10 protein-coding genes and 1 pseudogene are annotated in these 14,240 nt (G+C 36.5%); 10 read left to right on the top strand and 1 reads right to left on the bottom strand.

Annotated elements, in window-relative coordinates; translation table 11 throughout:
• Position 1: 1 nt before the first annotated feature.
• From JGH11_RS20620 to JGH11_RS15265, 10 genes are all read left to right on the top strand, one after another.
• Positions 2-73: a potassium-transporting ATPase subunit F gene (locus JGH11_RS20620; protein ID WP_370567608.1), complete on the top strand. Its 72-nt coding sequence runs from the start codon at positions 2-4 to the stop codon at positions 71-73.
• A 6-nt stretch (positions 74-79) separates the two neighbouring features.
• Positions 80-1,771 carry a potassium-transporting ATPase subunit KdpA gene (gene kdpA, locus JGH11_RS15305; protein ID WP_201113271.1) on the top strand — a complete coding sequence of 564 codons (1,692 nt, stop codon included), beginning with the start codon at positions 80-82 and terminating at the stop codon, positions 1,769-1,771.
• Between the two features lie 12 nt (positions 1,772-1,783).
• On the top strand, positions 1,784-3,859 hold the full coding sequence (kdpB, locus tag JGH11_RS15300) for a potassium-transporting ATPase subunit KdpB (protein WP_201113269.1): 2,076 nt from the start codon (positions 1,784-1,786) through the stop codon (positions 3,857-3,859).
• A gap of 5 nt (positions 3,860-3,864) precedes the next feature.
• Positions 3,865-4,440, top strand: coding sequence for a potassium-transporting ATPase subunit KdpC (gene kdpC, locus JGH11_RS15295; protein ID WP_201113267.1), 576 nt, complete (start codon positions 3,865-3,867; stop codon positions 4,438-4,440).
• Entirely contained in the window at positions 4,437-7,127 is a 2,691-nt protein-coding gene (locus JGH11_RS15290; protein ID WP_201113265.1) for a sensor histidine kinase KdpD, read from the top strand. Before kdpC ends, JGH11_RS15290 begins: the two co-directional genes overlap by 4 nt.
• Positions 7,120-7,803, top strand: a complete 684-nt coding sequence (locus JGH11_RS15285) for a response regulator (RefSeq protein ID WP_201113263.1) — start codon at positions 7,120-7,122, stop codon at positions 7,801-7,803. Before JGH11_RS15290 ends, JGH11_RS15285 begins: the two co-directional genes overlap by 8 nt.
• 131 nt (positions 7,804-7,934) lie before the next feature.
• On the top strand, positions 7,935-8,636 hold the full coding sequence (locus tag JGH11_RS15280) for a response regulator transcription factor (RefSeq protein ID WP_201113261.1): 702 nt from the start codon (positions 7,935-7,937) through the stop codon (positions 8,634-8,636).
• Positions 8,620-9,996 carry a HAMP domain-containing sensor histidine kinase gene (locus JGH11_RS15275; protein ID WP_201113259.1) on the top strand — a complete coding sequence of 459 codons (1,377 nt, stop codon included), beginning with the start codon at positions 8,620-8,622 and terminating at the stop codon, positions 9,994-9,996. Before JGH11_RS15280 ends, JGH11_RS15275 begins: the two co-directional genes overlap by 17 nt.
• A gap of 111 nt (positions 9,997-10,107) precedes the next feature.
• On the top strand, positions 10,108-12,762 hold the full coding sequence (mgtA, locus tag JGH11_RS15270) for a magnesium-translocating P-type ATPase (protein ID WP_201113257.1): 2,655 nt from the start codon (positions 10,108-10,110) through the stop codon (positions 12,760-12,762).
• Positions 12,763-12,877: 115 nt separating this feature from the next.
• On the top strand, positions 12,878-13,957 hold the full coding sequence (locus JGH11_RS15265) for a carbohydrate porin (protein ID WP_201113255.1): 1,080 nt from the start codon (positions 12,878-12,880) through the stop codon (positions 13,955-13,957).
• On the opposite strand, the pseudogene JGH11_RS15260 reads toward JGH11_RS15265, so the two are convergent.
• Positions 13,952-14,240 (bottom strand): annotated as a pseudogene (locus JGH11_RS15260) (hypothetical protein); the annotation flags it as partial. The gene JGH11_RS15265 and the pseudogene JGH11_RS15260 sit on opposite strands and share 6 nt — an antisense overlap.

Here is a 14,240-nt window from a genome sequence, read left to right as displayed (position 1 = left end):
CATTGGAGCAACCATCTCTTTCCTAATTCTAGGATATTTGATCTATGTATTAGTGAAACCCGAAAAATTTTAATAAGACATGGATATAAAAGATTATACACAAATATTTATTTTTCTTTTTTTACTTGTAGCCCTCACCCCTCTTTTAGGATCGTATATGGCGAAAGTTTTAAAAGGTGAAAAAAATATCCTAACTCCCGTATTCGGTAAATTCGAGAAATATATTTATAGCCTTTCCGGTGTCAATATAGCCCAGACCATGTCGTGGAAAAGATACGCAAGCTCACTACTTATATTTAATTTTGTCGGATTTATCTTTCTCTTCGTCATCTTATTATTTCAAAACTGGTTGCCTCTTAATCCTCAGCAAGTGGAAAATATGAATTGGCATACGGCTCTGAATACTTCAATAAGCTTTATTACCAACACCAACTGGCAATCTTATTCAGGAGAAACAGGCTTGAGTTATTTCAGCCAGATGACTGGACTAACGGTTCAAAATTTTCTGAGTGCAGCAACAGGCATTGCTGTACTAATAGCTTTAACTCGAGGTATTATAGGTAGAACAACTGATCAAATAGGAAATTTCTGGATAGACATCACCCGTTCCATCCTTTACATTTTATTACCCCTATCTATTCTATTAGCTATTCTACTTGCAGGACAGGGCGTAATACAGAATTTTGAAAGTTATACAGAAGTAATAACCTTAAACGGTGGAAGACAAACGATTCCTCAAGGCCCTGCTGCTTCACAAATTGCAATAAAACAATTAGGAACAAACGGCGGTGGTTTTTTCGGTACAAACAGCGCTCATCCATTTGAAAATCCGACTCCGTTTTCCAATTTCTTACAATTACTGGCCATTCTGATTATTCCTGCTGCATTAACTTATACTTACGGAAAGATGGTAAAATCAACCAAGCAAGGCTGGACCATATTCACAGTTATGTTTATTTTATTCGTTGTAGGTCTTGCTATTTCATTGTATTCCGAATTTCACCAATCCACCTTATGGCAAAATATCTCTTTCATGGAAGGTAAAGAAACCCGTTTTGGAATTGCCAATAGTGTGCTCTGGTCTACTGCAACAACAGCCGCATCCAATGGCTCTGTTAACGCTATGCACGACAGCCTTACTCCTCTTTCGGGAATGGTTGCCATGATAAATATGATGCTTGGAGAAGTTATTTACGGTGGAGCCGGTGCAGGATTATATGGTATAATTATATTTATTATTCTGACGGTATTTATTGCCGGATTAATGGTCGGACGTACCCCTGAATATTTAGGTAAAAAGATTGAGTCTTTTGAAGTAAAAATGGCAATGATAGCTGTATTATGTCCTGCGATAGTTATTCTCTTATTTTCTGCCATAGCATGTTCTATTCCGTCCGGATTATCAAGTCTGAATAATGAAGGTCCTCACGGATTATCGGAAATACTTTATGCCTTTGCATCTGCCGCTGGCAACAACGGCAGCGTATTTGCCGGGTTAAATGTCTCAACTCCATTCTATAACCTAATGATAGGATTGGGTATGCTAATAGGCCGTTTTGGCATTATCATTCCGGTACTCGCTATTGCTGGAAGTCTGGCTCAAAAGAAAACAATTCCGGTATCGCAAGGAACATTCAGGACAGACAATGCTTTGTTCATTGGATTACTTATAGCTGTCATCATAATAATTGGAGGATTAACATTCTTTCCCGCTCTATCGCTTGCACCTATAGTAGACCATATCTTAATGCAAAACGGAATATTATTTTAAATAAAGAGTAAAATGAAAAGTCAAAATAAAAGTTTTCTTAATAAAGAACTATTGATAGAAGTCGTCAAAACTTCATTCATAAAGCTTCGTCCCGATTTATTGATAAAGAATCCCGTGATATTTATAGTGGCTATTGGTGCCACACTGACAACAATTACTGTTATTACAGGTCTAATAAAAGATTCTTTTTCTATCTTCAATTTACAAATAGCAATCTGGTTATGGATTACAGTTCTATTCGCCAACTTTTCGGAGTCCATAGCCGAAGGACGAGGTAAAGCTCAGGCTCAAAGTCTGAAAGCGAATCGGTCACAAACAAAGGCTCGCAGATTGAAAGAAGGAAAAGAATATATAATATCTGCCGAGAACCTAAAAAGGGATGACATTGTAGTCTGTGAGACAGGAGATATAATTCCTTCCGATGGTGAAATAATAGAAGGAATTGCTACTGTAGACGAATCAGCTATAACAGGAGAATCAGCCCCTGTTATAAGAGAAAGTGGTGGTGACCGTAATGCCGTAACAGGTGGAACTAAGGTTTTAAGCGATAAAATTATCGTTAAGATAACATCAGATGCCGGAAATACATTTATTGATCGAATGATTGCATTAGTGGAAGGTGCAAAACGTCAAAAAACACCTAATGAAATAGCACTGACTATTCTTTTATCCGGACTATCAATCGTTTTCATATTAGCCGTTGTTACATTACCTGCATTTTTCGGATATAGTTTACATGCTTCCGGATTACCCCAATCTGACAATTTAAGTTTACCTGTTTTAATAGCCTTACTTGTGTGCCTTATACCAACAACTATCGGAGGTCTGTTGAGCGCTATCGGAATCAGTGGTATGGATCGATTAATGAAACGAAATGTAATTGCAACTAGTGGAAGGGCTATCGAAGCTGCCGGAGACGTAGATGTATTATTACTTGATAAAACAGGAACAATAACATTAGGAAACCGTATGGCTACCGATTTTATACCGGCCGATGGTATTAGCGTAAATGAGATTGTAAATGCAGCACAGCTTTCATCATTGAGCGACGAAACTCCGGAAGGACGTTCTGTAGTTATTTTGGCCAAGGAAAAATTTAATATCCGAGGACGAGATTTAGGTAAAATGGAGGCTGAGTTTATCCCTTTTACGGCCCAGACACGTATGAGCGGGGTGGACATAACGATAGATGGGAAAGTACAAAGAATCCGGAAAGGTTCTGTAAACGCAATACGCTCCTTTGTCTATAACAACAATGGGTTTTTCCCGGAGAATATAGAGGAAAAAGCCAATGAACTTGCACAGCAAGGATCAACACCTCTGATAGTAGCCATTGATAGTCAGGTATTGGGTATTATACATCTAAAAGATATTGTAAAAGGCGGTATAAAAGAACGATTTGCCCAACTACGTAAGATGGGAATAAAAACAGTTATGATAACAGGTGACAATCCGTTAACAGCTGCGGCTATTGCTGCTGAAGCCGGAGTGGATGATTTTCTTGCAGAAGCAAAGCCCGAAGATAAACTTCGTAAAATCAGAGAAGAACAAGCTAATGGACGCTTAGTCGGCATGATTGGTGACGGCACAAACGACGCCCCTGCCCTAGCCCAATCCGATGTAGGTATTGCCATGAGTAGTGGAACACAAGCCGCCCGTGAAGCCGGAAACATGGTAGATTTAGATAGCAATCCGACAAAATTAATAGAGGTGGTAGAAGTAGGAAAGCAACTATTGATGACACGCGGAGCATTGACTACTTTCAGCATTGCTAACGATGTTGCTAAATATTTTGCCATAATACCAGCTATTGCCGTATCATTATATGCCGGACCTTCAGGTAAAGGAGCATTATCCGTATTAAATATTATGAGGCTATCCTCTCCCGAAAATGCCATATTAAGTGCAATAATATTCAATGCTCTGATTATAATCTTTCTGATTCCATTAGCGTTGAAAGGTGTAAAATATAGAGCTGAATCGCCATCCAAATCATTACTCCGCAACTTGTGTATATATGGATTTGGCGGAATAGTCACACCATTTATATGTATCAAAATGATTGATCTGTTATTAAATATATTTTAAGCACGATGAAAAAACAATTAATAATATCGTTAAAAATGTTAGGTCTAATGACTATCCTTTTAGGAGTCATCTACCCTCTAATAATTACGGGTGTCGCACAACTGGCTTTCCCTTCGAAAGCCAACGGTTCATTAATAGATATAGACGGTACGCTCAGAGGAAGTAAACTGATAGGACAGAATATGGATACAACAATATATTTTACTCCCCGTCCATCGGCAACCAAATACAACACATTGCCTTCAGGTGCATCTAATCTCGGACTTACCAATAGAAAACTTCACAATATGGTAATCGATCGAAAACTTACATTTATTCGAAATAATAAATTAGCTTTAGATACACATATACCATCTGATGTACTATTTGCCTCGGCTAGTGGACTCGACCCTCATATTTCACCAATAGCAGCCAAAATGCAAGTGGAACGCATTGCTTATGCACGTAATTTCACAGAGAAACAAAAGGACCTATTAAATGTTTTAATAGATGAATTAACAGAAACGCCTCAATTCGGTGTACTGGGATGTACCAGAGTGAATGTTTTTATGTTAAATTTGGAACTTGATAAACTAAGATGAGAACAGAAGAAAAGCGTCCTGACCCAGACAAGCTTCTTGCTTCAATAAATATGGAAGAGGAAACTAGGAAAAGGGGAAAGCTAAAGATATTTTTCGGCATGTCACCCGGTGTCGGTAAAACCTATACGATGCTTCAGACAGCACATATGGATTTATCGAAAGGAATTGATGTGGTTGCCGGATATATTGAATCTCACAACCGTCCCGAAACAAATGCATTACTTGAAAAAATAGAAACCATACCCCGAAAAAGAATAGAATATAAAGGTACAATCTTAGAAGAGATGGATTTGGATGCTGTCATTCTACGACATCCTTATCTCGTTTTGGTAGATGAGCTTGCTCATACCAACGCTATAGGTAGTCGTCATGTTAAACGCTATCAGGATGTACTCGAATTGTTGGATAATGGTATAAATGTATACACAACTGTCAACATTCAGCATTTGGAAAGTAGAAATGATACTGTGGCACAAATAACTGGCGTTATTGTTCGCGAAACTCTTCCGGATGAAATATTCGAAATGGCAGATGATGTCGAGTTGATAGACATTACTCCAAATACGCTTCTAGAACGTCTTGCTGAAGGGAAGGTATATGCTCCGGAGCAATCGAAAGAGGCAATACAAAATTTTTTCCGAAAGGGTAATATAACAGCACTACGCGAAATGGCACTACGTCTTGTTGCCGACAGAGTCGACAAGCAACTGAAAGCGTATATGCAACAAAAGCGTATAGAAGGCCCATGGAAATCAGGTATGCATCTTCTGGTATTAGTAGGACCAAGTAAATCTTCGGCTAAACTTATACGATGGGCCAAAAATCTATCATATACGATGGGGGCAAACCTCGTTGCCCTCCATGTCGAAAATACTCAAGTATTAAATGATGCACAGCAAGAACAACTTTCAAAAAATATAGACCTTGCCCGTCAATTTGGAGCCGAAGTTATTATAACATCGGGAAACGACCTCGTATCTACAACTTTAGACATAGCACACCGTGAAAATATAACGCATATTATCATTGGAAAATCAGGTAAACAAAGTTTCTTTTCCGCCCTGTTTTCCAAAGATAATTTTGTCAACCGCCTACTGAAAGAGAGTGGAGAAATAGATATATATGTTATCGAGCCAGGATTTGAAGCGAAACAATATAAACGAAAGTTGTATTCTTATCCTGACTTTTCATCCTCTTACAAGAAATATATTTTTGCAGGACTTGTAGTATTAGTGACAGTTCTGTTATGTTTGCCGGTTTCGGCAAAAACGGGATATCAATCAGTGTCTTTTATTATGCTGTTTGTGGTGCTTATACTTTCCATGTTCTTACGTTTAGGTCCAGTAATGCTGGCCTCAGCTATTAGTGCCATTTTGTGGAACTTTTTCTTCATTCCTCCACAGTATACAATAAAGATTACACAACCCGAAGACATTTTGGCCTTCTGTATGTTCTTTATAGTAGCTCTTGTTACAGGATCTCTTACTTCGAAAGTACGCAAGCAAGAAAGACTAACCCGCAAACGCGAAGAAAAGACCAATTCTCTATTTCATCTTACAAACCAACTGGCTAGTGCCGACAATTCAAGAAGTATCATTGAGATAGCGAAAGAAGATATCTGGAAATACTTCGCAATAGAAACATTCTTTTTCCTTCAGGACGAAAATGGAAAATTAAAAAACAAAGATATAACATCTGAACTAAAAAATTTCTCCGACTCGGAATACAGCATTGCCCAATGGGTATTTAAACATTCGAAAAAAGCGGGAAAATACACAGATACACTATCTTCGAGCGAGTACACTTTCTATCCATTGAAAGGAATAAGAACCAATCCCGGCGTTGTTGCAGTAAAACTAAATAAGAAGTTTAATGGCGAAACCGAATTGTTTTGGGATACATTTCTTATCCAAATTTCAAATACTCTTGAACATCATTATTTTGCAGAATTAGCTAAGAAGGCTAATCTACTTGATGAATCAGATAAACTATATAAAGCTCTTTTCAACTCGATCTCACATGAACTAAGAATTCCTGTAGCCACTATCATGGGGGCATCCGATACTCTTTTGACAAATACATATCCGGAAGATGTAAAAAAAGAATTATATGGAGAAATTCTTATAGCATCTAACAGGCTGAACAGACTTATCGAAAATCTTTTGAATATATCACGTCTCGAAACTGGGAAAATAGCTCCCCGCATAGACTGGTGTGATATCAGCGACCTTTTTAACCAGGTTGTGGAAAACTTACAAGAAGAACTCAATAATTATAAACTGGATATTGTAGTACCTCCATCAATGCCATTGGTAAAATTAGATTTTGGACTGATGGAACAAGCCCTGCACAACCTTGTATATAATTCTTGTAAATACTCTCAAGCAGGAACGACCATACGCTTAAAGACTTTTTATGACAATGAACACCTTATCATTCAGGAGATGGATCGTGGGCCTGGCTTTCCGCCTGATACACTCTCATTCGTTTTTAATAAATTCTACAGAGCCGGAAATATGGCAACCGGAGGTTTAGGTTTAGGTTTATCAATTACAAAAGGGTTTATAGAAGCACATAAAGGATCTATAAATGTAGAAAACAGGCAAAATGGAGGCGCACGTTTTACAATAAAAATACCTACAGAAATATCTTATACAAACAACTTAGACCAGACCGTATATGAATAGTACCGATACGATACTCATAGTGGATGACGAAACTCAAATACGCCGTTTACTCGAAATTACACTTTCGGCAGATGGCTACAAAATTATAGAAGCTACTACCGGTAAAGAAGGTTTATTAATGGCTGCATCGCACCAACCGGCTTTTATTATTCTGGATTTGGGATTACCTGATATGGATGGAATGAATGTACTGAAAAAGCTAAGAGAATGGTTTTATAAACCAATACTCATACTTTCTGCTCGAAATTCGGAAGAAGATATAATACACGCTTTAGATAATGGAGCTAACGACTATCTGACAAAGCCCTTTCGAACCGGAGAACTCCTTGCACGTATACGTGCTTCTTTACGTTTGAGCCAAACAAAAAAAGACGATGCTGTTTTTCAAATTGACGATTTATCAATTGATATGGTCAACCATATAGTGAAAAAAAATAATGAGTTACTAGACCTAACTCCTACCGAGTTTTCTATATTAAGTCTGTTTGCTAAAAATCAAGGCTGTGTCCTTACTCATCAATACATATTAAAAGAAATATGGGGATATGGTTATTTAGAACAAACCCAATATTTGCGCGTATTTGTAGCTCAGTTAAGAAAAAAAATAGAAAATAATCCGACAAAACCAACCTTATTAATTACCGAATCGGGTATTGGATATAGGTTTGGACTGTAAAGACTGTATTAAGGTAAGCAGTCTTTTTTTCAATTTTATCATAAAAAATATTATAGAAATAGTTGTTATAAATCTTCATCTGTATCTTTGGTAAGCAACGCATTATTATCTCATTGTATCTCAATTACCTTATGGATAAAATACTTATTATAGAAGACGAGCAAAGAGTAGCAAACTTACTTCAACGCGGATTGGAGGAAATGGGGTATTCAGCGTCTGTAGCATACGATGGTGAAATGGGATTAAGGTTATTTAGATCAGGTGAATACAATCTGATCATTTCCGATGTAATACTCCCAAAAGTAAATGGTTTTGAGCTAGTTAAAACAATAAAAGAACAAAATATAAATATACCCGTTATCATGTTAACGGCTCTTGGGACAACTGATGATAAACTTGACGGGTTCGATGCGGGAGCCGATGATTACATGGTAAAACCTTTCGACATCAGAGAGTTGGAAGCTAGAATACGTATATTGCTCAAACGAACAAATATAGTTCGTATCGAAGAGCAGGAATCAGAACTCAGATATGCTGATTTGAAAGCAGACCTAAAAACTAAAACCATTTATAGAGCCGATAAGGAAATTAAGCTAACTCCTAAAGAGTTCAATCTATTAATATACATGATGCAAAACCCTGAACGAGTATTGTCCCGTATCGAAATTGCCGAAAAGGTATGGAATACCCATTTTGATACCGGTACAAACTTTATTGATGTATATATCAACTACCTTCGAAAGAAAATAGATAGGGATTTTGAGAATAAACTCATCCATACAAAACCAGGAATGGGATTTATCCTATATTCAAAATATGAAAATAAGGACTAAACTTACATTGCAATATGTAGGAGCTACAGCTGTTATCTTCTCGCTAATAGTTCTTTCAATATATCTGTTTTCGGAAAAGAACCGCGAACAAGAGTTCTTTCGTGAATTGAAAAAAGAAGCCGTCACGAAAGCGAATCTCTATCTAAGCAAACAAGCTGATGCACAAGTTATGCAATCGATCTATCGAAATAATCGTGAGTTTCTGGACGAAGTGGAAGTTGCGGTTTATACCAAAGATTTTAAATTGCTATACCATGATGCGCAAGATATAGATATTGTAAAAGAAACACCTACATTAATAAACTCTACAATTAAAAATACCGAACTGGCATTTTACGAGAATCAATATCAGGCAATAGCGATGGTCTATCATTACAGTGACTCTGAATACATTATCACTGCGGCAGCTTATGATGGACAAGGTTATACAAAACTCAACAATCTTATTTGGCTTTTATTCATCCTATGGCTATCCGGATTAGCTGTTCTGGCTGTATTAGGATACATACTGGCCCGAGAAGCTTTAGCCCCCGTGTCTAAAATCGTCAATGAAGTCGACCTTATTTCAGAATCCAATTTGAATACTCGTCTTGTAGCAAAGAATACATATGATGAATTAGGAGAATTATCTGAAACATTTAATAGAATGCTAGATCGTCTCGAGCAATCATTCAGTAGTCAAAAAATGTTTGTCAGTAATGTATCGCACGAATTACGGACTCCCCTTTCTGCTTTGATAGCAGAGTTAGAGGTCGCCTTACTTAGAGATCAGCGCAGTAATGAAGAGTATAAGATTGTTATATCAAATGCACTTAATGACGCCAAGGAGCTTAAGAAACTCACTGGCGGCTTACTCGACTTGGCCAAAGCAAATTATGATGCCACCCAAGTTGTTATAGAAAATTTAAGATTGGACGAACTCTTACTGGATGCCCGCGAGTTAGTGCTAAAAGCAAATAAAGATTATTCCGTCAATCTTATCTTCGATCAGGATGTTGAAGACGAACGTCTCATTACAGTTCGAGGAAACGATTATCTGTTAAAAATTGCATTTAGTAATTTGATAGAAAATAGCTGTAAGTTCTCAGACGATAAAACATCATATATTCAGATTTCATTTTATGATGAGAAAGCTATCATCCGTTTCTCCGATACAGGAATAGGTATTGATAAAGAAGATATAGAAAACCTATTTATACCATTTTATAGAGGCAAAAATAGCACACATATTAAAGGACAGGGTATAGGTATGGCTCTTGTTCAAAAAATCATAAAGCTCCACAAAGGAACAATTTCTGTACATTCTCATATTGGAGAAGGAACAGTTGTTACAATAGAAATTCCGCATATTATCGTATAATTTTCCATTTTCTAATGGTTTTCTAATAACAGTCTAATAAATCTCTAACGGCCCCATAAAGGGGTCGTTTTTAATTTTGCACGATCAATAAATGAATAAAAACTTGTAGAGATGAAATGGAAATTAGAAAAAACAAGAAAAAACAATGCTATACAATTCAATAGTGAAAAGGTCTTTTTAGCAGCAACTCAACCTAAAAATATTGTATACAGCTATTTTGAAACAAGTCGATATGGATTGAATAATACCGAGATCGAAGACCGTGTAAAACAATTCGGTCTGAATGAAATTGCCAAAGAAAAGAAAGACAGAGGGCTTGTCATGTTTATAAAAACATTTATAAACCCTTTTATTGGCATATTGATGATATTGGCACTCATTTCATTGGTTATTGATGTATTACTTGCAACACCAGATGAACGGGAATGGACTACTGTTATTGTTATTGGTAGCATGGTACTTATTAGTGTGATTTTGCGATTCTCTCAAGAATGGAAATCCAATAAAGCCTCCGAAGCTTTGCAAAAAATGGTCAAAAATACAGCATCGGTATATCGTAATGATTCTAAAACAAGTATAGAAGTAAATATCTCAGAACTGGTTCCGGGCGATATAGTCTATTTGGCTGCAGGTGATATGATACCTGCCGATTTAAGAATAATAGAGTCTAAAGACCTTTTCGTTAGTCAATCATCTCTCACCGGAGAATCTGATGCGATTGAAAAAATACCTGAACTTATCGATAATAAGCCAAAAACAGGAAGTGTAGTAGAATTGGACAATATTTGTTTTATGGGTTCAAATGTAGTTAGTGGTTCTGCTATTGGTATCGTATTTCAAACAGGACAATCAACTTACTTAGGTACTATAGCAAAAAGCTTGGTCGGTGCCCGTGCGCAAACTAATTTTGACAAAGGGATCAATAAAGTAAGTCTTCTCCTTATTAGATTTATGCTCGTAATGGTACCTTTCGTTTTCCTTATAAATGGACTAACTAAGGGCGATTGGTTGGAAGCATTTATATTCGCCGTATCTGTAGCCGTCGGCCTTACTCCCGAAATGTTACCAATGATTGTGACATCAAATCTGGCTAAAGGAGCTGTTACTATGTCGAGACGGAAAACAATTGTAAAGAATCTAAATGCAATCCAGAGCTTCGGTGCAATGAATATTCTTTGTACCGACAAAACAGGAACATTGACACACGATAAGATTGTACTGGAACGCTATTTAAATTTGAATGGAAAAGAAGATATCAGGGTTCTCCGGCATGCCTATTTCAATAGTTACTTCCAAACAGGACTAAAAAATCTGATGGATCAGGCTATCCTTTCACATACCGAAGAATTAGGGTTTCAGAATCTTGAAAGAAACTATATAAAAGTAGACGAAATACCTTTCGACTTTAACCGACGTCGTATGTCGGTAATAATTAAAGATAGAGAAGAAAAATTGCAGATCATAACTAAAGGCGCTGTCGAAGAAATGGTCGATATATGCTCGCATGTAGAGTTAAACGGTGAAGTGTTTCTCCTAGGCAAATCTCTTCGCACAACAGTATTAGCCAGAACTGCCGTCCTTAATAATGAAGGCTTACGAGTATTAGCCGTAGCTCATAAAAGTTGGGTAGAGAAAGATATGGACTTTGCTATTTCAGATGAAAAAGATATGGTTCTGATCGGATTATTAGCTTTTCTTGACCCACCCAAAGCCTCTGCTTCTGGTGCAATAAAGCAACTGCATGAACATGGTGTGGAAATAAAAGTATTATCGGGAGACAATGCAGGTGTAGTGAAGACAATATGCCGTCAGGTAGGAGTCGATACTGAATATACCTTGTTAGGTAACGATATAGAAAGTATGAGCGATGAAGAATTATCTGAAAAGATCATTCAAACGAAAGTCTTTGCAAAGCTTACACCTATGCAGAAAACCCGTATTATCATACTCCTACAGAATCAAGGAAATACAGTCGGTTTTTTGGGTGACGGTATCAATGATGCCTCAGCTCTTCGCCAATCAGATATCGGTATTTCGGTCGATACAGCTGTAGATATAGCTAAAGAAAGTGCCGATATTATACTCTTAGAAAAGGATCTTATGGTATTGGAAGAAGGTGTTATAGAAGGACGTAAAATTTTCGGTAACATTATGAAATACATAAAAATGACAGCTAGCTCTAATTTTGGAAATGTATTTAGCGTGATGGCAGCTAGTGCCTTCCTCCCTTTTTTGCCCATGTTGCCGATCCATTTACTTATTCAGAATCTTCTTTATGATATTTCTCAGACAACAATTCCATTCGATAGGGTCGATAAAGAATATCTAATGAAGCCTAAGAAATGGGATGCATCTGATCTTGGCCGTTTTATGCTACATATAGGACCAATAAGTTCAATCTTCGACATTTCGACCTATTTGTTAATGTGGTTCATATTCAAAGCAAACAGTCCGGAATTGCAGTCTTTATTCCAATCCGGTTGGTTTATCGAGGGACTGCTTTCTCAAACGCTTATTGTGCATATGATACGTACTCGTAAAATACCGTTCATACAAAGCCGTGCTTCATGGCCTGTAATGTTGGCTACATTTAGTATTATGATCATAGGAATTGTTTTCCCTTTTACCGGGCTTGGAGAAAGCGTCGGCCTAATGCCACTTCCTTGGACGTATTTCCCATGGCTGATCATTACATTGTTATGCTATTGCATTCTCACTCAGGGCATCAAACAATGGTATATTCGTAGATTTCACCGCTGGTTATAATACTAATTCTGAGCAATATGAAGAATCTCTTTTTATTGTAATAAGATTCTTCATATTAATCCAAAAGGATTACAATATTAAACATTCATGTAATTTTATAAAACAGCTTAATATAATGAGAGTATTCTTCAAAAAGATCATTATTGTGACAATATTGTTACTCATCTACACGACTAAAGCTCAAACTCAAAATATAGAACTAAGCTATACAACCGAGTTCCAAAATAATATAGGAAGTAAATCTAATTGGGTAAATCTGTTTACTCTTAGTGGAAATTTTACACCATGGAGGAATGGTAAATTCTCGATACAAACGATTTCTATCTATAAGATTCAAGAAAAGCGTATAGCTAATGATTTACAGACTTTTTCGAATATAGAAGAAGATAATATGGGAATAAACCTTTTTCATATTGGCTATACCCACAAGATTAACGACCTTACCCTTTTTGGTGGTATTCGCAATATGAATGAGGATTATTTCACAGGGGAATATACATCCCTATTCACAAATAGTTCTTGTGGTATATATCCTACTATATCATACAATTATCCCGTAGCAAATTACCCATTATCGGCCATGACTTTGCATGCAGAGTTTAGATTTAAGAAGTCGTTTTGTATAAAGAATAGCCTATATAACGGGGTTGCTCGTGAACTATTTTCGAAGGAAGGATCTCTTTTCTCTATTGACCCCATAAAAGATGGAATACTCAATATTACTGAATTTAGTTATTCTTCAAAATCAAATTATCATGGGCTTTATAATATTGGCACTCTATTTCATACTAATCATAATAGTTTTAATGAGTATAAACAAGAAAAAAAGAAAACGAAGAAAATGAATTATGTTTTATGGGCAAACGCCGAACAAAGCATCTATAAGCAAGAAAACAAAGAAGTGGGCATTTTAATTCAAGGCTCATTAGCCCCTACCAACAAAAATGATTGTTTTTATTACTACGGTATAGGGGCTACTTTAAGTGGTTTCGTTTCTAATAGAAAATATGACAAATTGGGCGTTTTCATAAACAAGGCTATTTTTCATGAAAATGCAGAAACCGCCATTGAGATTACATGGCAATATAACCTAAATAAGAACATAATAATTCAGCCGGCATTTCATTATATAAAAACCGGAACGTCACAAAATAAGATAGGCATTATTCGATGTAATTATACCCTTCCTTTATAGAAACAAAGAATAGTCGATCATATCTTTTCGATCTTCTACAAATGAATATAATATCGGAGGGTTATACGAACTCGTACCTTTCGTTTCGTCTAATTGAACAATTGACCCGGAAGCTAGCACTTTTCTTTGAAAATTACGACGATCCAGTGTTTTCTCCGTAAATATTTCATATATCTTCCTTAATTCACTCATTGTAAATTTCTCTGGTAATAATTCATGCCCGACAAATAAAATAGGCAACATAGAACGAATCATTCTTAAAGATGTTTCTATTATATTTTTA

Source organism: Dysgonomonas sp. Marseille-P4677 (assembly GCF_016652235.1).
Taxonomy (GTDB): Bacteria; Bacteroidota; Bacteroidia; order Bacteroidales; family Dysgonomonadaceae; genus Dysgonomonas.
Note: the sequence above shows the minus strand (reverse complement) of the source record. Positions and strands in the feature narration are given on the sequence as shown.